Below are 21,158 nucleotides of genomic sequence, written 5' to 3'. Positions count from 1 at the left end.
GCATATTCGGATTTTTTCCGCGTTCGCTTTTCTGCAAAAGAGCATAATTTCCCTTATAAAACTTAAAAATCAGAGAAAGCGGCTCTTTAAAACTTTATTTTTGATCCAGCATTTTCAAAATGAGATGGCAGCCGTATTTAGCGGCGCGCTTTCTGATTCCGGTTCTTGAGCCGGCAAAGTTAAATTCGTGCACCTCTTCTTTTCCTTCCGCCGAAATGCCGATAAAGACGCGGCCGGGAGCATGCCCTTCCTGCGGGTCGGGACCCGCAACCCCGGTAAAGCTGATGCCGATATCGCTTCCGGTCAGCTTTCTCACACCGGCTGCAAGCTCTTTCGCACACTCTTTGCTGACCGCTCCGCTTTCTGCGAGCGTCTCAGCTTTCACGCCGAGCACATGCTGTTTCACGCTGTCGGAATAACAGACAACGCCCCCTGCAAATAGTTGAGACGCACCGCTTAAATCAGTCACCCACTCTGAAAACAGGCCGCCTGTAAAGCTTTCGGCAGAAGAAATCGTGATTTTGTTTTGTCTGCATGCTTTTGAAAGCTCCTTCACCAGAGACGTATCATCATATCCGTAGAAAAATTCACCGACACGTTCTAAAATGGCGGCTTCCGTTTCTTTTAAAAGCTGTTCTGTTTCTTTTTCGTCAGCATGTTTCGCCGTTAAACGCAGCGTGACCTCTCCGTCAGCAGCAAGCGGCGCAATCGTCGGGTTCGTCTGCGCATCAATGATATCTTCTAAATCAGCTTCAAGCTGGGATTCACCGATTCCGAAAAACCGCAGCACGGTTGAAACGATTTTCTCATTAGAACCGAGCTTTTTAAGAAGCAGCGGCTTCGCTTCATTTTCAAACATCGGACGCAGCTCGCTCGGCGGCCCGGGAAGCAGCATATAAAGCCTTGAGCCGTGCTCTGCAAGCATTCCCGGCGCCATGCCGAAATGATTCGCCAAAACGTCTGAGCCCTCAATGACGAGCGCCTGTTTGCGGTTATTCGGCGACATGGTCCGTTTTGTTTTCACGAAATATTCTTCGATCGACCGGAATGCTTCGTCATTCAGAACGAGCGGGCGCCCCAGTGTGTTTGCAATGGTTTCTTTCGTTAAATCGTCCTTGGTCGGCCCGAGGCCGCCTGAAAAAATAATCAGGTCTGAGCGCTCTTCGGCAATGCGGATGACTTGCTTAAGCCGCTCCGGATTGTCACCGACAGCGGTATGATAAAACACGTTTACACCGATTTCCGCCAGCTCTTTACTGATAAACTGCGCGTTCGTATTGGCGATCTGGCCGAGCAGAAGCTCCGAGCCGACTGCAATGATCTCTGCTTTTTTTGCTATTTCCATCTTTAAGTCCTTCTTTCTTAGTTAGATGTTTTTAACGCATCCCAGTTCTTCGCAAAATAATCCCAGCCGGAAATGACTGTGAAGAGCACAGCCACCCATAAAGCGATATCGCCGAACGGGAAAGAAACGAGCTCAAACGGAAGATTATGCAGCAAAAGCGCGGCAACAGCGATGATCTGAGCCCATGTTTTAATTTTCCCCAGCATATTGGCGGCTACAACTTCCCCCGTTCCCGCCAGCACAAGTCTTAATCCCGTTACGGCAAATTCGCGGCTGATGATGATGATGACCATCCACGCCGGCGCAAGGTCAAACTGCACAAGCGTAATTAATGCCGCGGATACCAGCAGTTTGTCAGCCAGCGGATCTAAAAATTTCCCGAAGTTTGTCACGAGGTTCAGTTTTCTGGCGTAGTAGCCATCCACCCAGTCAGTCGTTGATGCGATAATGAATAAAACAGCTCCCGTAAGATGCGCTACCGGAATCGATTCATCCCCTATATGAACGCTGCCCCACTGAAAAGGAACAAGCATGATAATCATAAATACAGGAATTAAAGCGATTCTTGCCAGTGTGATTTTATTCGGTAAGTTAAACATAAAGCCCCTCCAATAATATGTACTCGGACGTGAAGAAAAAGTCATCTTAATCGTTCAGATGACTTTTCCCCTTTTATTTTTTCATCTTGATTGTGATGGTCTGCGCCATCACATCATGCGGATTGAGTTCATAGGACAGAACCTCTCCGTTGATTTTAATTTTCAGGTTAGGGGCATAGCCCGTGCGGATTTCAATCTGCTTTTGATCCGTGACGTCTTTTTTAAAGGTTTCGCCCTTTTGCAGCGTTCCTTCTTTTAAAGAACCGCCGCTGTCATCACGGACGCGGATCCATGCGCTGTCAGAAGCAATCAGTTCAAGCTTATACTTATCTGCCCCGGAGACGTTGTATGAAGAAGCTGAGCCTTCCGTTCCGGCCGCTTTGATCTCCGTCTTTTCACTGCTTTTTTCTTTCTTTTTCTGCTCTGATGCTTTTGTGTCCTTTTTATCTTTCTTGCTGTCAGATTGCGCTTCGTCATTTGTATTGCCGTCGTTTTTCAGCGCAGAATCCTTAGGAATCTCATACTTGCTCTCACTTTGGGTGACGGCTTTGTCTCCGTCTGTCTGCCCGGATTTACTCATTCCGAACTGAATAATCGCATAAATGATCGCGATGACGATAATGACACCGATGACGACAAGGACGGTCGGAAGCCATTCCGCCGCCTTTGAAGCGGACTTAGGAAGCTCCCTTTGCATGGCAAGACCGGAGATTTTTTCCGACACATCGTCATGGTACGTGTTAGGGATGTCTTTTTTGTATTCTTCAAATAACTGATCTGAATCAAGCCCGACAGCTTCAGCGTATTGCTTGATAAACGCCCGCACATAAAAATTGCCGGGAATGACGTCATAATTGCCTTCTTCCAGAGCGGTTAAGTATCTTTTCTGAATTTTCGTCGCCGCCTGGAGTTCATCCAATGACATCCCTTTTTCCTCTCTGGCTTCTTTAAGCCGGATTGCTAATTCTGTCACAACAAACACCTTCCAATATTAAAAATCAAAGCTTGAAAAACCGGTCTGATCAAACATTTGCGGTTCTTCTGCATGTTCATATGTAATGACTTCGTCAGGATCATTTCTGAGTTCGATAATATAATCGAAATCATCGAGCGTATACTCCGAATTTTGAACAAAAATATCGGGGTGCTCCACGACCTTTGTCGCCGGAAGCCGCATAATTTCACTGACGAGCTGAAGATGGCGCTCAGATCCCCGTCTTGTCGAAACGATGCCGTCGAGGATAAACACGTTTTCCGTGCTGTATTCATCGGCAACCAGCTGGCTCCGGATCGTTTGTTTTAGCAGCGTTGATGATACGAAAAGCCATCTTTTGCTGGCACAAACGCTTGACGCAACGATGGACTCTGTTTTTCCGACCCTCGGCATTCCCCGGATTCCGATCAGTTTGTGCCCTTCTTTTTTAAACAGCTCAGCCATAAAGTCAACCAGAAGACCGAGCTCGTCCCTTTCAAAACGGAAGGTTTTTTTGTCATCGGCATCACGCTGAATGTATCTTCCGTGGCGGACTGCGAGACGGTCGCGAAGCCTCGGTTCTCTCAGCTTCGTTACTTTAATGGTCTCCATTGTTTTTAAAATTGATTCCAATCGTTTAATTTGATCTATATGCCGGCATCTGAGCAGCATTCCCCTTCTGGAAAGGTCGACACCGTTAATTGTGACAATATTAATTGACAGCATCCCGAGAAGAGATGAAATATCCCCGAGCAGGCCGGGGCGGTTCACTTGAATTTCATATTCAAAATACCATTCGAGCTTTGCCAAATGATATACCCCCTCCATTGTGGCAAATTTTTACCTTCCTTTATCATAAAACATTTTTCTCTAATTAGAAAGAAGAATGTTGCTCTATAGAGGAAAACATAAAAAAAGAGAGGAGAAATCCCCCCTCTTAATGAGTGCTGTTATTTTCAACAAGCTTCACCATCATATTTGCGATGGCGCGCTGTTCATCTTCAGAAGCAACGCTCCAAAGATCAGCAAGCACTTTTTCCTGATGGTTTTTCGAGTCGACTTCGTTCGCAAGGTAACCGCCGATTTCTGTAGCGAGGTCAGTGATCGTTTCATCACTCATCCCTTTTTCCTGCGCATAGTTCAATCTGTCGCCAAGGAAATTCTTCCAATTATCCCAGTTTTCTAATACTGACATGTTGGGTTCCTCCATTTCATCTGTTGTTACAAAATTATTTTGTCCGTGCAGATGCAAACTATACACACATTTTTTTCAGCAGTGCCAGCCGCCGTTTACGGATAATATATGCCCCGTAATATAGGAAGCCTTGTCCGATAATAAAAAGGCCGCCGCTTCGGCGATTTCCTCCGGCTTTGCCAGCCGGCCCGCGGGAATTTCCTCTGCCAACGCTTCTTTTTCATCAGACGTGAACTGATCAAGCATATTTGTATCAACGGCACCCGGCGAGACTGCATTCACGCGGACGCCGCTCGGAGCAAGCTCTTTGGCAAGCGCTTTGACGAACGAATGCTGCGCTCCCTTGACCATGCTGTATAATACCTCGCACGATGCGCCTGTTTCTCCCCAGACGGAACCGATCGCGACGATGCCCCCGCTTTTTTCCCGGATCATGCCGGGCACCAGATTACGCGCCAAAAGAAACGGACTCGTCACATGCAGCTGCACCATCTCCCGCGCCATGTCATCCGTAACGTCCGTAATCAGGCCGAAATGACTTTTGCCGCTGTTTAATATCAGAGCGTCCACAGGCTGCTTAACGGAACGGCTGAGTGTCTCCGCGCCATCCGGTGAGGACAGATCCGCCTGAATAACGGAGGCTTTTACGCCGAATGATGCGCTCAGCCTTTCCGCAAGCCTGTGTGCGGCTTCCTTATTAGAATGATAATGCAAAAGGACGTCATATCCGTTTTTTGCGAGGACTTCACTTATACTTTGTCCGATTCCGCCGCTTGCTCCGGTTACGAGCGCTGTCTGTTTCATCAATCAATACTCCTTCTTTCCCTAGAAAAACATCCCTCAGGGCGTGAGGGATGTTTTTTGTTATGATTTTGGCACGACTTTGCAGACTGTCAGCCTGTCTTCTGATATTTCTTCTTTAATGACCCGCTTTACGTCTTCCAGCGTAATCTGCTCCAGTACGGTTACGACATCAAACAGACTCATATCTAAAAAGGCGTAGCGTGTAAATTGGTTGGCGATATATTCAGGCGAATTGAGCGCTTTTAAGAATGACCCGATCTTCTTTTTTCTCGCAAGATCAAGTTTTTCCGCAGTCACGGCTGATTCCGCATCAAGCAGCATGTGTTTTAATTCGTCAGCGAGCTTATCCGGCTCCGGTGTATCTCCTCCGACAGAGGCAAAACCGAATCCGTATTCAGCCGTGTAATCAAAGCTGAAGGTTTCATCAATGTAGCCTTTGTCGTACAAGTCACCGTAATGCGGTGAGCTTTTTCCGAAGAGACATTCAAGCATGAGGTTCATGCTGAGCTCGTGCTTCAACAGCTCCTGCCCCGTTTTATAAGGGTCTTTCGCCTTTAAGCCGACAAGACATTTTGAGCCTTGCACGTTCATTTTTAACTCCTGCTCCCGGCGGAAAACCGCTTCCTGCTCCTGAACTTCTTCACGTTTGATTTCGGGCTGGTCTGTAAAAGGCTTTTTCTCCTGGTTTTTCCGCACCTGGCTGATGACCGCTTCAGGATCTGCGGGACCGACGATAAAGAGCAGCATATTGCTCGGGTGATAAAACGTTTCGTAGCACTCATACAGCAGATCTTTCGTAATATGTGAGATGCTCTCCACCGTTCCGGCAATGTCAATTTTCACGGGGTGGTCTTTATACATATTTTCGATAAGGCCGAAAAACAGCCGCCAATCCGGATTATCATCATACATATTGATTTCCTGGCCGATGATGCCTTTTTCTTTTTCAACTGATTTTTCCGTGAAATACGGGTCCTGAACAAAATCCACGAGTGTTTCCAGGTTTTTCTCCACATTAGAAGTGCTGGAGAACAGATAAGCGGTTCGTGTAAATGATGTAAAGGCATTTGCCGACGCCCCCTGCTTACTGAAGTCCTGAAACACGTCGCCGTCCGCTTTTTCAAACAGTTTATGCTCCAGAAAATGCGCGATTCCGTCAGGGACGTGTACCATTTCTTCCTTATTTAAAGGAACGAATTGATTGTCAATGGAACCGTACTTTGTCGTAAACACGGCGTATGTTTTATTAAAGCCCTGTTTCGGCAGCACATAGACATCAAGGCCGTTTGCCATTTTTTCATGATACAGCGTTTCCTGAAGCTGTTCGAAGTTTATCGGTTTAGTCAAGATGCTCCCCCCGTCCCTTTTAAGAAATAAGTCGTATCCAGCTTAATGTTCTTTCCGACATTGATAATGTCCTCTTTTGTCACTTTCTCGATATTGTCAAGGAACCTTTCGATCGGTATCTCTACTTGGGCTGAGGCCTGCTGATACAGAAATTCCGCTAAACCGTATGCCGTATCAATCGTTTCTAATACTTGATTTTTAATAACGGCTTTCGTTTGGGCGATATCATCTTCTGAAAAGTCACCGTTTTGCATAGCCTGAAACTGTTCTTCAATGATGGTGACGGCCTGCTTGTAATTTTTCACCTCAATGCCCGACATGACCATCAAAAGCCCTTTGAAGCTTTCCACCCTTGAGGCTGCATAATAGGCGAGGCTCGCTTTTTCACGGACATTTATAAACAGCTTTGAATGAGAGAAACCTCCGAACAGCCCGTTAAACACCTGCAATGCCGGATAATCCGGATCTGTATATGTCGTATTGGTCCGGAATCCGATATTCAGCTTGCCCTGCTTGACGTCCTCTTCATCAATGACTTCCTTCGGATCGGGCTGTTCATTCGCCGCGCTTCTTTCAAAAGGCTGCAGCTCCCGTTCTTCCGTTTTAAAATACGTATCAACGGCCGTTTTCACCTGATCTGTATCAACATCGCCGATGACGTACAGGTCCAGCTGGTCTTCGCGTATGGCTTTTTGATAGGCTTCATACAAATCTTGCGGTGTAATGTGTTCAACATCATCGAACTCGCCGTTGACGTGAAGCGCATACGGTTCGCTTTTGCACATTTCCTGAACGAGACGCAGATTAGAATATCTCATCTTATCATCATATACGGCTTGAATCCGCTGTTTCAGCGTCCGTTTTTCCTGCGTGACATAAAGGGGCAGGAAGGCGCCGTTTTCCAAAGCGGGCGAAAAGACAAGCTCTGATAAAAGCTGAAGACCTTTTTCCAATAACGGTGTGCGGTCCTTCAGATACTTTTCATTAGGAATCTCAAGTCTGAACGTAATGACATGACGTTCTCCCTTTTTTGTCAGATCAGCTGAAACGGATGTGCCGTACAGCTCATCAAAATAAGACCGCAGATCAGCGGTTTTCGGGCGGCTTTCTGTTCCGCGCAGAAGCACATGCGGAAACAGCGCCCTTTTTGTTACGAGCTCTTTCGTTAAAGGAGCCAGCATTTTAAACGTCAGCGAAACGGTTTTAAATTTCTCGGTCTTTACGATGTGGGCGGTGATCCCGCCGTGCTTTGACTTCATTTCATTTACATAAGTCATGTGAAACCTCCTTCGTTCATTCTTTCATAGTATGTATTATGACCAAATTTCAGCATTCGCAAAAAAGAGTACGCAGATGTAATTATATCAACTGGAGGATTTATAAGGAAACAAAAAACCTCTGCCCGAAAACAGGCAGAGGCATCGAACGTTATTTTTTCAAATTGAAAGGCCACCAGTTGGCTCTTCCGAATATTTTCACCATGACCGGTACAAAAAACGGAAGGACGACAATTGCGTACATGAGAAGGCCTGTTAATACCACGGTTGCAATCTGTAATAAGGAAAGAACGCCTGACGGTAGCATGGCCGCAAAGGTTCCCGCTAAAATAATCGCCGCAGAAATGATGACGGAACCCATATTTTTCATACTGCTGATCATTGCGGGTTCCGTTCCTTCTTTTTTCAGCTCATTAAAGCGGTCCATTAAAAAGATGGAATAATCCACGCCAAGAGCCATCAAAATGACAAAGCCGAAGAACGGCACGGCCCAGTTTACGCCCGGATACCCGAAGAAGTGTGTAAAGATGTATTCCGTCACGCCGATGGATGCGAAATACGTCAGTACGAGCGACGCCACTAAATAAACAGGCATAATGAGGGAGCGCAGCATCACGATGAGAATCAGAAAAATTCCCGCCAGCATAAACATTGCCGTCCGTTTGAAGTCTGAATCCGATACTTCCTTCAGATCGGCATTCATGCTGGAGACTCCCGAAACGCCGAAGGAAGCATTCTTCAGATCCGTGTTCGGAATGGCCCTTTTTACGCTCGCTTTGATCGCTTGAATATCTTGAATGGCCGTATTTGAGTAAGGATTGTTATCAAGAACGACGGTCAATTCTGTCGTTTTTCTGTCATCTGACATGTACGTATTAAACACGCTTGTGAAATCACTGTTTGTCAACGCGTCTTTCGGCACAAACCAGCCTGTCATTTCTTTGTCTGACGCCTTATGAAGCTCACCCAGGTAATCATTCGCCCCCATCATGCCGCTTGATACTTTCTTAAGCCCTTTTACACTGTCGTTAAGGCCTGAAGAAAGATCGCTGAGCCGCGAAGAAAAATCGCCGAGACCGCTCTGCATTTTTTTCTGGCCCTCCGCGAGCTGTCCCGCCGCCGATTCAAGGCGCGGCATTTGTCCTGCGAGAGCCCCCTGTCCGTCTGACACTTGCTGCAGACCGTTTTCAATACTGGTCAAACCGTTGATCATTGCGTTAATTTGAGTGTCAATCTTCTTCTGAGCGGCTGCCAGTCGGGCAAATTGTTTTTCCGCTTGCTGCAGATGATCCTTTTGACTGTCGACCTGTTTAGAAAAAGCTTCTGCATCCGCGTTTGCCTTGGAAACGGCTGACTGTACACCCGTAAAGGCCGATTTGATTTTTTGGTAAGAGGGATCGGTTTTGACTGACGGTATTGACGCCTCCAATTTTGCAAACGGCAGCCGGGCAAGCTGCTTGTTCAAATCGGCAAGCTGTCTGCTGGCTTCATCTTTCATCGGCAGGACGGTTTTTACCAATTTTAAAGCGTTTTGCGTTTCTGAAGCGAGACCGCTGTTTTGGCTGAGCTGTGAAGTCAGCATTTGTTTTTGCTCTTCAATCTGCTTTCTCATCTGGGCGACGCCGGCTTTATTCTCGTTCACGCCAGCCTGCAGTTTATTCAGGTTTTCTCCTATATCAGAAAGCCCGGATTTCAGAGACAATGTTCCGTCAATAAGCTGATTGACGCTTTTCCCCGACTCTTCGATCTGCGGCTGTGAATCAGCTAACGACTTTGCGGCATGCCCTAATCCGTCCGTAATTTTTTCAAGTCCTGTATTGCCTTTATCAAGCCCTTCTTGAAGCTGCTTTGCCTGATTTGTGACAAATAATTGATTCAATCCGTTTCCGGCAGGGCGCGTGGCGCTTCTGACCGTTTTTACACCCTCTGTTTTTTCAAGTTCTCTGCTGATTTTTTCGATATCAATCAGGTGTTTTTTGGTATTTAGAGTCTCATCATTTTTGATGACGACTGTGGCCGGAAGAAGTTCTCCCGGGCCGAATGCGTCTGAAATCGTATTAAACGCGCGGACGGATTCATATTTATCCCCGATTTCGTCAAGACTGTTGTAAGATAGCGACCCTTTGTAAAGAAGGATAGGCGGGACGGTGAATACCGCAACGATTGCAAGACTGATGAGCGGCCTTTTAAATGAAAACCGCCCTGACGTTTCCCATGCTTTGCTTTGAGGATGGGAAATATCGCCCTTAACAGGCCAAAACAGTCTTTTTCCTAAAACAGCCATAAAAAACGGCACGATCGTCATGAGCGCAAGCAGCAGCACCGCGACACCGACCGCAACGGCCGCTGCCGACTGATACAGCTTAAATGTCGCAAATCCGATGCAGGCAAATCCGATCAGCACCGCACCGCCGCTGTACAAAACCGTCTTTCCGGCCGTTTTGTAAGTCACGACGATCGCTTCTCTTATATCAGCGCCATGCGACAGTTCTTCTTTAAACCGGCTGAGAAGCAGAATGCAGTAGTCTGTACCGATTCCGAACATAATCGCAACCATAAAAATCTGAGTAAAAGTTGAGAGCGGAAAATTCAGCTGATCGACTAAAAATGCGACAATCGACTGGCTGACTAAATAAGATATCAATACTGATAAAAGCGGCACAAACGGAGCGACCACTGACCGAAATACAAGGATCAGCACGATCAGGATAAAAGCGACCGTTATATATTCAGTCTTTTTCAAGCCGTCCTGTGAGCTTTTTAACACATCTTCGTCGATCAGCGATTGGCCTGTAATGCCGTATGATACGCCGTACGGTTTCAGCTCTTTATCAATTTTATTTTTTATTTCGATGATATCGTTTTTGGATGTATCAAGCTGCAGCTGAACGAGCATCGTTTGTCTGTCTTTTGACAGCAGCTGTTTTTTGATGTCGTCATTTTTCTCCCCGAAGTATGAAGTCACCGTTTTAATCTGAAGCGCTTTTTTATGTTCAGACAAAGTGCTGACGGCTTCTTCCAGACGATCTTTTTTGTCTGTCATTAAGCCTTTTTCGTGAAATACGATGACGGCAGAAGAAGACGGCGCATCTGAATCAGACATTTCATCAAGCAATTCATGGGCGTAAGAAGAGGAATACCCGTCCGGTACGGAGATCTGCCCTTTCTCCCGTGTCAATTCAGCCATATCAGGCGCTGTAAGCATAAATATCACCGTTGCGGCGACCCATACCGCGGCGATGATCCAGCGGGCTCGGATAATGTTTTTCATTATGTCTGCTGATCCTCCTCTGTCATCATCAATCGATATAATTTTTCATATGTATTCACGAACATCTCCGCCTCGTCTTCATCAAAATACATAATATATGAACGGACGAGTTCCTCAATCCGCCGCTCCACACGGTGAAATACTTCCGTTCCCTTTTCCGTGACATTTAAAAGTATGCTCCGGCGGTCGCTTTGGCTGCGTTCTCTATTGATGTAGCCTTTTTCATACAAGCGGTTCGTCATAGATGTAATGGCGCTTTTATTGACGTGGCACACCGCGGCCAGTTCAATTGATTTGCAATCGGGATTGAGCATAATATAGCGGAGGATATAATATTGATCCAATGTCAGTTCTTTGTTCACTTTTTCAGCGATAATGCTGTCAATTTTTTTTAAGACGTGCAGGTATACATCGGAATAACGCTGAATCAGCTGCTTTACTTTTTCTTCATGCACCTTTTCCCCCTCCTTCCAATAGTTAATATGTTTAACTATTAAAAAGAATAACGACTTGACGGTATCATGTCAATCTTCAAAATAAAATAAAAAAAGACAGTGCAGATTACACCGTCTTTAATGATTCCTTCTTTTCTTTTGCTTGTGATGAGATATTTAACAGCGCTAAAAATACAGATACAATGCCGCAAAAAGCGGATAAAATAAAAATCAGCCAGCCTGCATTTGACATCAGGGCAGCAAAGATCGGCGGTCCCGCCGCTACTCCGATAAACCGCATGCTGTTATAAAATGAGGTGATGGTTCCCGATTCCTCGTTGTCTACGCCTTCTGTGATGACAGCGTCTAAAGCCGGCAATGCCATTCCGATACCGATACCGCTGACACACAAAAAGATAAATAATAAATAAAAACTGTGATTCCACCATAGGCCGATAAACGACAGTGTCACGGCACTCATTCCGAAAACGATGCAAAACTTCATTTTGCCTTGGTCTTTTCCGATTTTTCGGCCTGATATATATGAACTGACGGATAGAAATAAAAGCGGGATTGCCAAAAGCGCTCCTTTAGCCACACCGTCAATTCCGTATTTCTTCTCCAGTGAGTCTGATAAATAAAAAAGAACCCCGAACAGCAAAAACATAATCACGCAGCCGATGATAAAAACCGTAAAGAGCCAGCGTCCGTCACGCTTAAATATGCGGCCGACATTTTTCACAAATTCGGAAATAGAAGGCGCTTCTTTTTGTTCCTCCGGCTTTGCCACCAAAAACAATACGAGAAAAAAACTGATGAGCGAAAAAAACGGAATGAACCAAAACGGCATAAACCAAAACCATGCAGCCAAGAGCGACCCGAGAATCGGGCTTATTACTTTCCCGGCTGTGTTTGACGTCTCAATGTCGCCGAGCCCCGCGGTAATCCGCTCATCATCCCCTTTGAATAAATCACCGATAAACGGCATCACTACAGGAGCCGCCCCTGCCGAACCGATTCCCTGCAGCACCCGCCCCGCCAAGATAATGGGGTAAGGATGCTTGAACGCGGTGGAAGCTATCGCGGCAAGCGCTCCGCCCGCACCGGCTATGAGAAGACAAGGCAGAAGAACCTTTTTTCTTCCGAATTTATCGGACAGATATCCGGCAATCGGAATACAAATAATCGCCACAATCGAATAGACCGTTATAATTAACGATACTTGAAAAGACGATATGGACAGCTTCTTTTCAATCATCGGAAGCACAGGAATCAGCATGGAATTCCCGAGTGTCATCACGAGCGGTACAGAAGCCAGAGCAATGATATTTTTCGTTCCATTTTTCTTCTTACTCAACTTATTCACCCATTCACTATACTTGGTTGTTTCCTGTTTTATTGTGCCTTGCAGAAAACAAAGTATGTACTGAAACGGCAAATAAAAAAACAGACACATGACGCGTCTGTCTTAAAAACGTTTTCTTACAACATGAAAACTGAACTTATCAGCCCGGAAATAATTTAATGAATACAGCACAGGTTCATCATTCTGATTATAGTGGGTTTGCTTCAGCAATAAAAGCGCCGTCTCCGGCTCGCATTCCAAAACCGGTGAAATCGTATCGTGATATCCGATCGGTTCGATATCAGCAACGGCATAGCTGATCACAGACCCGGAGTTTTTTTCCAAAAGATCAAAAATAGACTCCTGTTCATGACAGAAAGAATTCGGCAGAATGTGCATCGGAATCGTATCTAAACAGTAAACGACCGGAGTGCCGCTTGCCGTTCTCACGCGTTCCAAATAAAAAAGCTCCTGCTCAGGCTCAAGCCGGAATCTAGCGATATCTTCATCAGACGGCGTGATGACCTGAGACGACAAAAAAATCGTACCCGGCACCATGTTCGCCTGCTGAATCGTTTTCGTCACGCTGTTGAGCTGTTCAATACCTGAAAGAAACAGCGGTTTTGTATGGACGAAAGTGCCCACACCGTGCCTTCTGATAATCACATGCTCCTCTTCAAGGATACGCAAAGCTTCACGCAGAGTTGCCCGGCTGACACCCATTGATTTTGAAAGCTCAAATTCAGAAGGAAGCTTTTCCTTTTCGGTGTAAATTCCGTTTTGTATATCCTCTTTGATTCGCTCAATCACTTTTAGATACAAGTGACGATTGTCAGCTTTTGTAGACATGTTTCCCCTCCGTAAACCACTTTCATAAATTATTGAACAATTGGGACAACTATATCATGTTTTGATAAAAAAATAAATAGGAATGATTTTGGTGATATCATTTTCAGTGAAAACTCTCTCCTTTTTAAGAAGAGAGCTCATCATATTGTTCCTTAGATAATAGTACTTCCCTCGGTTTGCTTCCTTCATACGGCCCGACGACGCCCCGTTCCTCCATTGCGTCAATCAGACGGGCAGCTCTCGTATATCCGATTCTGAACCGCCTTTGAAGCATGGAGACTGATGCCGTCTGCATGCCGATAATCAAATCGACCGCTTCGTCATAGAGATCATCCGTTACTTCACTGTGTGTTTCCGAAACTTCTTCCGGAATCATCTCTTCTTGATACTGCGCTTTTTGCTGCGTAATGACATGATCTACGACATGCTCAACCTCTTCATCGGATAAGAATGCCCCTTGCACACGCACCGGCTTATTTGCGCCTACAGGCAGAAACAGCATGTCTCCGCGCCCCAGAAGTTTTTCAGCGCCGCCCATGTCTAAAATTGTCCGTGAATCGGTCTGAGATGAGACACTGAAAGCGATTCTTGATGGAATGTTGGCTTTAATAACACCGGTAATAACGTCGACTGAAGGCCTCTGTGTCGCGATAATCAAATGAATTCCCGCTGCCCGCGCCATCTGTGAAAGTCTCGTAATTGAATCTTCCACGTCAGAAGAAGCGACCATCATCAGATCGGCAAGCTCGTCAACGATGACGACGATGTATGGCAGCTCAGGCTGCTTGACTTCTTCTTCGGCATTTGACCGCTTAATATGGTCGTTATAGCCTTCTATATTTCTCGTACCCGTATGGGAGAACAGCTCATAGCGGCGCTCCATCTCATTGACGACCTTTTTCAAAGCCTGCGAGGCCTTTTTCGGATCTGTCACGACCGGCGCAAGCAGATGAGGAATGCCGTTATACACATTCAGTTCAACCATTTTCGGGTCAATCATCATCATCTTCACTTCATGCGGTTTGGCCCTCATCAGAATGCTCGTAATAATACCGTTGACACAGACGCTTTTTCCGCTTCCCGTTGCCCCCGCTACGAGCAGGTGGGGCATTTTGTTCAGTTCGGCAAGCACGGCTTCCCCGGAAATATTTCGCCCCAAGCCGATCAGAAGCTTCGCGTCCGGCTTGTCATTGAGCTTGGATTCAAGCACTTCTTTTAACGAAACCATCGCAACTTCAGCATTGGGCACCTCGATGCCGATTGCCGATTTGCCCGGAATCGGCGCTTCGATCCGGATATCCTTCGCGGCAAGCGCGAGCGCGAGGTCATCGCTCAGATTCACGATTTTACTGACTTTGACCCCGACGTCCGGATACACCTCATATTTTGTGACCGCCGGACCGAGATGAACCTGCGTCACTTTCGCCTTTACGCCGAAGCTTTGAAAAGTCCGCTCGAGTTTTCTTGCATTCTCGTAAATGTTTTTCTTATCGGTCTGCTGGCCTGTATGTTTCGGGTCAGCCAGTATGTCCAATGAAGGCATTTGATAATCTTTATTTTCAAGCTCTGTAAACGTCATCGGCGGAGCCGCAGCCGTTTCGCCACTGTCTTGAGCGCCGCCGGAAGGCTCATCTTTTACCGCTTGTGCAGCCTCCTGCGTTTTTTCCGGAATCAGCGGTTCGGCGGGCTCTTCCTGACGGTCTGAAAAGCTTGAAATAATCGGCTCTGAATGGATGATCGGCGAAATGATTTCCTCATCCTCTTCCTCCGGTTCAGGCTCTTCTTTTTTCTTTTGAACCCGTTTTTGTTTTTTGCCCGATTTTGTTTTTGTTTTCGGCGAAGACATATTCGTTCTGACCGTCTTCATATCCTCAAGAAATGCCTGCCATTGACCGCGGATAAACCGGCCGACGGGGCTCGTCCACTTTTTGAGCGTTTCCTGCAGTGAACGGCCCGTTACAAGAATCAGCCCCATTAAGATCAGCACGATCGCCATGATTTGTGAACCCGTTGATGCAAATAAAAAGTGGGAAGCTGCAAACAGTACCGCGCCGATCATGCCGCCACCCAAATCAGGGGAAGCAGCCTGCTGTTTCATGTCAATCATAAACAGCTCCCACGTGTTGCCGATGACACTTGCCGACCGAATCGACCCGTGATGAGACAGATTTTTAAAGAGCTGCACGTGAGACAGCAGCAATATACTGGCGATAATACAGTACAATCCTGCCTTTCTTCTCGTTAAAAGGCTTGGACTCTTCTTTTTCCAAAACAGCGAAATTCCGAGAAGGAAGAGCGCAATTAAGCATAAAATAAACCACTCTCCGGCAAAAAAACGGAACAAGTACACAAATGTCTGTCCCACAACGCCGAGCTGCAAAACAGCAATAATCGAGATTGCAACACAGAGCAGTCCGCTTAGTTCGTATTTTAGATTGAGCTTACTCTCTTGTTTCTTTTTAGATTTCCGTTTTTTCTTTGCCACACTCATCACCTTACTGCGTTAAAAAATGTAAAATCATACATCATGAAGAAAAGCAGCCTTTTGCCGGCTGCATTTTTCTGTAGGATTCCCCTATTATAGCATATTTTGCCCCCGAGAAACGGACTGAATGCCGGTTAGATTTTCAGCTTGATTTTTTGTCCCGGAGCGATGTCCGGATTCAGAAAATCCATCGGGTTCGTACTTAAAATTTGTACGACTTCAGCTTCATTTCCCTTCATCTCAACTAGCAGCGGCACGCCGGCGTAATCTACCTGTTCATGCACGCTTTGCTCTAGATCCTGACCGTAAACGACTTCTTGGGGCATGACGGTATAAAGGATCATTGAATCATCCTTCCTTCCTCGCCCTTTCGTTCCTCAATCAGCTGATTCAGCTTTTTTATCGCCTGTCCGACGCCGCCCACAGCATCAATTAATCCGTAATCAGCCGCATCTTTTCCGACTACGTTCGTTCCGATGTCCCTGGTTAAGTTTCCTTTTGAAAACATCAGCTCTTTGAATTTTTCTTCGGAAATATTTGAATGATGGGTCACAAAGTTGACGACCCGCTCCTGCATTTTATCCAAGTATTCAAACGTTTGCGGAACCCCGATAACCAGACCTGTAAGCCGAACGGGGTGAATGGTCATTGTCGCTGTCTCCGCGATAAAACTATGATCACATGACACGGCGATCGGCACACCTATGGAGTGGCCCCCGCCGAGTACGATTGAAACGGTCGGTTTTGATAAGGATGCGAGCATTTCCGCAATCGCAAGCCCCGCTTCCACATCGCCTCCGACGGTGTTTAAGATGATCAGAAGTCCTTCGATTTTCGGATTTTGCTCAATCGCGACGATTTGCGGAATGACGTGTTCATATTTGGTTGTTTTATTTTGCGGCGGGAGCTGGACGTGCCCCTCAATTTGGCCGATGATCGTCAGGCAGTGAATATTGGTATCTTGGGACATTTGCGGCAGAGATGTCTCTCCCAGCTGCTGAATTTTGCTCATAATGCTGTCTTTCGCATCTGATTTTTCGGGCTGCTGTTCTTCGGTGTTTTCCATACGATGATCCATTTTATCTTTCACCCTTTCCGAATGTCTCTTTGTATTATGAACAAAGATGATGATTTCCATCCGGGACATGAACAAAAACAAAGCCGGAGCATCATGCGCTCCGGCTTTGTATACATTATACTTCCATAATGATCGGAATGATCATCGGCTTGCGTTTTGTTTTTTCATAAAGGAATTGATTCAGCGCATCACGCATTGCTTGTTTCAGCGTGGACCATTCTACGGCAGATGTTTCCGTCGCTTCAGTCACGATAGAGCGGACGAGCTCAGTAGCTTGTACAATTAAACCTTCTGATTCTCTGACATACACGAAACCGCGCGTAATGATCTCAGGACCTGATACGAGGTTCTTTTTCTGCTTATCGAGTGAGATCACGACGATGAGAATGCCGTCTTGTGATAATAAGCGGCGGTCTCTCAGCACGATGTTGCCGATATCGCCGACTCCGAGGCCGTCAATCAGAACGTTTCCGTACGTGACTTTATCCCCGATTTTCACATTCTGGCCGCGGAATTCAACGACGTCACCTTTTTCAATCAAGAAAATGTCGCTGCGTTTCATGCCGATCTCTTCTGCGATTTTGGAATGCGCTTTTTGCATTCTGAATTCACCGTTAACCGGAATTAAATATTTCGGTTTCAGCAAATTAAGCATGAGTTTCAATTCTTCCTGCGAACCGTGACCGGACACATGCACGCGTTTTTGGGCGAAAATGACTTGAGCGCCGGCGCGGGCAAGCAGGTTGACGGTTTTGGAATATATCAATTCATGCCCCGGAATCGGTGTTGATGCAATGACAACGGTGTCTCCTTCTTCAATGTTAAGCTGCTTGTGCGCCTGCTTGGCCATCCGCGTAAGAGCGGCCAGCGGCTCACCATGGCTTCCGGCTGTAACAATTGCAACTTCCCGCTTCGGATATTTTTTCACATCCTGCACAGGAATAAACATTTCATCTTCGGCTTCAATATAGCCGAGCTTGCGCCCAAGCTGAAGCACGTTTTGCAGATTTTTTCCGGCGATTGCAAGTTTGCGGCCGTTCTGGACGGCAGCCTGTATCACTTGCTGGATCCGGTTGATATTAGACGCGAATACAGCAATGATGACACGGTTTTCTGAACTGTTCATCGCATCGGAAATTTCACCGCTTACATATGCTTCTGACGGAGTATACCCCGGGCGCTCCGCATTGGCGCTGTCAGAAAGCAGGGCGAGCACGCCGCTGTTTCCGATTTTGGCAATTTCGCCAATATCACATGATTGGTGATAAGCAGGCGTCTGGTCAAATTTAAAGTCTCCCGTGCATACAATAGAGCCAAGTGATGTTTTGAAGCTGACTCCCACTGAATCCGGAATACTGTGAATCGTTTTAAAGAACGATACTTTCGTTGATTCAAATGTAATGACTGATTTAGAGTGAACTTCACGCAAATCAGCTTTTCGATTATGCCCGTACTGCTTGAGTTTTTCTCTCAGTAATGCAAGAGTAAGCTTCGTTCCGTATACCGGCACCGACAGCTTGTTCAATAAATAAAAGACGCCTCCGATGTTTTCATCGTGCCCGTGTGTCAGAAAGATGGCCTTCACGCGGTCAGCCCGTTCTACTAAGTAGGAAATATCCGGAATGACGACATCAATACCGAGCATTTCATTTTCAGGGTGCATCAGCCCTGCATCCACTACAAATATGTCTGAGTCAATTTCAATGACATATAGGTTCTTCCCAATTTCTCCGACGCCGCCAAGGGCGATAATTCTGACGTTTTCTGTATTTTTCTTTTTCAAAATCTGTATCCTCCTAGTCTCATACCCGTCCATCATCACTTGTTCCTATTATAACTGATATCAATTTTAGAAAACAAGAAGAAGCGGAAGGTTTAGGGAAAACCAATATGTATACAAAACGGTCAAACTCACGATAAAAATGAGAATGACCGCGTATTTTAACTGTATAAATTTTTTCTTACAGTTCGCTGATGACGCTGCTCAGGCTCAGACGTTCATCTTCATTCAGCGGGATAAGAGGAAGACGCACAGATCCGACATCAAGGCCTTTCAGCTGTAGCGCCGTTTTGACCGGAGCCGGATTAGGCGCTTTAAAGAGCTCCTTCATGATCGGCAGTAGCTTCTGATGAATCAGCGCCGCGGTTGCCGTCTGCCCGTTCGTATAGTTTTTAATCATCTGCTGCATGTCAGAACCTACGATATGGCTGGCCACTGACACGACTCCTCTTCCGCCGACTGCGAGAATAGGAAGCGTTAACCCGTCATCACCTGAATAGACGTAAAAATCTTCCGGTGTTTCGGCAATGATTTTCGTAATGGCATCAAGATCGCCGCTCGCTTCTTTAATCGCAGAGATATTCGGAATCTCCGCAAGTCTGATGGCCGTTTCCGGCGCAAGTGAAGCGACCGTTCTGCCCGGCACGTTGTAAAGCATCACAGGAAGAGACGTTTCTTCCGCAATGGCTTTAAAATGACGGTACATGCCCTCTTGGGAAGGCTTATTATAATACGGCGTGACAAGCATAACGCAATCGACGCCGGCTTCTTCAGCTTTTTTTGTCAGTTTAATGGAGTCTTTCGTATTGTTGCTTCCCGTACCCGCAATAACAGGCACGCGTCCGTTCACTTCTTTGACTGTAAATTCAAAGAGTGCAATTTTTTCTTCCGTTGAAAGTGTCGGAGATTCGCCGGTCGTGCCTGCGACGACTAAAGAATCCGTGCCGTTTTTCAACAAATAGTCGATTAATGTAGACAGTTTTTGAAAGTCTACATTCCCTTTACTGTCAAAGGGGGTAATCATCGCTGTAGATATATTTCCGACATTCATTTTTTTCACCTCATCATGATTCAATCACATTTACTTTGAAAGTTCAAACACTTCATGCAGCGCATTTACGGCCGTTACCATATCTTTTTCATGAACGAGCACCCAGATCGTCGTATGGCTGTCGGCAGATTGCAGAATCGGAATGCCTTTATCAGAAAGTGCGGAGACGATTTTTGACGTGACACCCGGAACACCCATTATCCCGGCGCCGACCGCTGACACTTTCGCACAGCTCTCCGTCACTGTCGGCTCATATCCTAATTCAGCCAAAATGCTGCGCGCGGCTTCCGTTTTACTGCCGGCTACGGTATATACGATTTCACTCGGCGTAATGTTAAAGAAATCTACGCTGATTCCGGCATTTGCCATTGCTTTAAAGACTTCAGTCTGAACGTTGTATTGCCCCATTTTGGCGGGAACCTTAAATTGCGTCACATCTTTCACATGGGCGATCCCCGTAATCAGCCGTTCGAATACATCGCTGCCGATGTTAGACGAATGATGGGACGTCACCAAAGTGCCTTTGTCTTTTGAATAAGTGGAGCGCACGCGGATCGGCACCTTTGCCTGCATGGCGATTTCCACCGCGCGCGGATGAATGACTTTCGCGCCTTGATAGGCAAGGTTGCAGATTTCCGTATATGTGACGTTCGGAAGCGGCTTAGCATTTTCCACGATTCTCGGATCGGCTGTCATAACGCCTTCCACGTCCGTAAAAATGTCGATAAACTCAGCATCAACCGCCGCGCCGAGCGCCGCTGCTGAAGTATCGCTTCCTCCTCTGCCGATCGTCGTCGTGTCGCCTTTTTCAGTCGCTCCCTGAAATCCTGCGACAACGACAGCGTCATGGCTGGCGAGTGCAGCGAAAAGCCGCTCTGTTTTCATTTCTATAATTTTGGCGTCAGTATGCTGGGCATTGGTTAAAAAGCCGGCTTGGGCTCCTGTTAAAGCTGCGGCTTTTATGCCGTTTTCCTTCAGCATGCTGGAAAAAACAACGGACGAAATCGTTTCTCCGCAAGACAGAAGCATATCCTGCTCTCTCGGAGAAATGTCGGACTGGCTGCCGTAAAGGAGCCCGATTAAAGAATCTGTCGCGTACGGGTCTCCTTTTCTTCCCATCGCCGATACGACAACGACAACTTTATAACCTTCACTGATGGCATCTTTAATGTGTGCTAGCGCAAGCTTGCGGCCTTTGTCATCTTTTACGGATGTTCCGCCGAATTTTTGAACAATGATCTTCACTATTTTCACTCCAAATTAGTCTGACGTAACAGAAGAGAGCAGGCAGAGCCTTACTCTCTTCTATTCGCCTATAGAAAATA

18 protein-coding genes are annotated in these 21,158 nt (G+C 46.4%); all 18 read right to left on the bottom strand.

Annotated elements, in window-relative coordinates:
* Positions 1-94: 94 nt before the first annotated feature.
* The gene (locus ACNFN4_RS16100; protein ID WP_448200301.1) at positions 95-1,345 is read right to left on the bottom strand and encodes a competence/damage-inducible protein A; all 1,251 of its coding nucleotides are present in this window, start codon (positions 1,343-1,345) and stop codon (positions 95-97) included.
* 17 nt (positions 1,346-1,362) lie between these two features.
* A complete protein-coding gene (gene pgsA / locus ACNFN4_RS16095; protein ID WP_007409821.1) occupies positions 1,363-1,944 on the bottom strand; it encodes a CDP-diacylglycerol--glycerol-3-phosphate 3-phosphatidyltransferase in 582 nt (193 codons plus the stop codon).
* Positions 1,945-2,017: 73 nt separating this feature from the next.
* Positions 2,018-2,917 (bottom strand): helix-turn-helix domain-containing protein, encoded by a 900-nt coding sequence (locus tag ACNFN4_RS16090; protein ID WP_003154148.1) that lies wholly within the window; start codon positions 2,915-2,917, stop codon positions 2,018-2,020.
* A gap of 18 nt (positions 2,918-2,935) precedes the next feature.
* A complete protein-coding gene (locus ACNFN4_RS16085) occupies positions 2,936-3,727 on the bottom strand; it encodes a DUF3388 domain-containing protein (RefSeq protein ID WP_003154149.1) in 792 nt (263 codons plus the stop codon).
* A gap of 127 nt (positions 3,728-3,854) precedes the next feature.
* On the bottom strand, positions 3,855-4,112 hold the full coding sequence (locus ACNFN4_RS16080; protein ID WP_003154150.1) for a DUF3243 domain-containing protein: 258 nt from the start codon (positions 4,110-4,112) through the stop codon (positions 3,855-3,857).
* Positions 4,113-4,187: 75 nt separating this feature from the next.
* A complete protein-coding gene (ymfI, locus tag ACNFN4_RS16075) occupies positions 4,188-4,916 on the bottom strand; it encodes an elongation factor P 5-aminopentanone reductase (RefSeq protein ID WP_014417800.1) in 729 nt (242 codons plus the stop codon).
* 60 nt (positions 4,917-4,976) lie between these two features.
* The gene (gene yfmH / locus ACNFN4_RS16070; protein ID WP_014417799.1) at positions 4,977-6,263 is read right to left on the bottom strand and encodes an EF-P 5-aminopentanol modification-associated protein YfmH; all 1,287 of its coding nucleotides are present in this window, start codon (positions 6,261-6,263) and stop codon (positions 4,977-4,979) included.
* Complete coding sequence (gene yfmF, locus ACNFN4_RS16065; RefSeq protein WP_012117578.1) at positions 6,260-7,540, bottom strand: EF-P 5-aminopentanol modification-associated protein YfmF; 1,281 nt, start codon at positions 7,538-7,540, stop codon at positions 6,260-6,262. The genes yfmH and yfmF overlap by 4 nt, the downstream gene beginning before the upstream one ends.
* A gap of 151 nt (positions 7,541-7,691) precedes the next feature.
* The gene (locus ACNFN4_RS16060; RefSeq protein ID WP_448200300.1) at positions 7,692-10,811 is read right to left on the bottom strand and encodes an MMPL family transporter; all 3,120 of its coding nucleotides are present in this window, start codon (positions 10,809-10,811) and stop codon (positions 7,692-7,694) included.
* On the bottom strand, positions 10,811-11,266 hold the full coding sequence (locus ACNFN4_RS16055) for a MarR family winged helix-turn-helix transcriptional regulator (protein WP_003154157.1): 456 nt from the start codon (positions 11,264-11,266) through the stop codon (positions 10,811-10,813). Before ACNFN4_RS16055 ends, ACNFN4_RS16060 begins: the two co-directional genes overlap by 1 nt.
* A 106-nt stretch (positions 11,267-11,372) precedes the next feature.
* On the bottom strand, positions 11,373-12,602 hold the full coding sequence (locus ACNFN4_RS16050) for an MFS transporter (protein ID WP_017417794.1): 1,230 nt from the start codon (positions 12,600-12,602) through the stop codon (positions 11,373-11,375).
* Positions 12,603-12,713: 111 nt separating this feature from the next.
* A complete protein-coding gene (locus tag ACNFN4_RS16045) occupies positions 12,714-13,439 on the bottom strand; it encodes a GntR family transcriptional regulator (protein WP_007409813.1) in 726 nt (241 codons plus the stop codon).
* A 124-nt stretch (positions 13,440-13,563) separates the two neighbouring features.
* Positions 13,564-15,924: an FtsK/SpoIIIE family DNA translocase gene (locus ACNFN4_RS16040; RefSeq protein WP_029973456.1), complete on the bottom strand. Its 2,361-nt coding sequence runs from the start codon at positions 15,922-15,924 to the stop codon at positions 13,564-13,566.
* Between the two features lie 134 nt (positions 15,925-16,058).
* Positions 16,059-16,268 (bottom strand): YlzJ-like family protein, encoded by a 210-nt coding sequence (locus ACNFN4_RS16035; protein WP_061862200.1) that lies wholly within the window; start codon positions 16,266-16,268, stop codon positions 16,059-16,061.
* Complete coding sequence (locus ACNFN4_RS16030) at positions 16,265-17,002, bottom strand: ClpP family protease (RefSeq protein WP_003154162.1); 738 nt, start codon at positions 17,000-17,002, stop codon at positions 16,265-16,267. Before ACNFN4_RS16030 ends, ACNFN4_RS16035 begins: the two co-directional genes overlap by 4 nt.
* A 115-nt stretch (positions 17,003-17,117) precedes the next feature.
* Positions 17,118-18,785, bottom strand: coding sequence for a ribonuclease J2 (rnjB, locus tag ACNFN4_RS16025; protein ID WP_021493672.1), 1,668 nt, complete (start codon positions 18,783-18,785; stop codon positions 17,118-17,120).
* A gap of 178 nt (positions 18,786-18,963) precedes the next feature.
* Positions 18,964-19,833, bottom strand: coding sequence for a 4-hydroxy-tetrahydrodipicolinate synthase (dapA, locus tag ACNFN4_RS16020; protein ID WP_003154166.1), 870 nt, complete (start codon positions 19,831-19,833; stop codon positions 18,964-18,966).
* 30 nt (positions 19,834-19,863) lie between these two features.
* Complete coding sequence (gene dapG / locus ACNFN4_RS16015; RefSeq protein WP_003154168.1) at positions 19,864-21,078, bottom strand: aspartate kinase; 1,215 nt, start codon at positions 21,076-21,078, stop codon at positions 19,864-19,866.
* Positions 21,079-21,158 lie beyond the last annotated feature (80 nt).

The organism is Bacillus sp. N1(2025) (assembly GCF_053470005.1).
The sequence above is the reverse complement of the archived record's forward strand: the minus strand, read 5'-3'. Positions and strand labels throughout refer to the sequence as shown.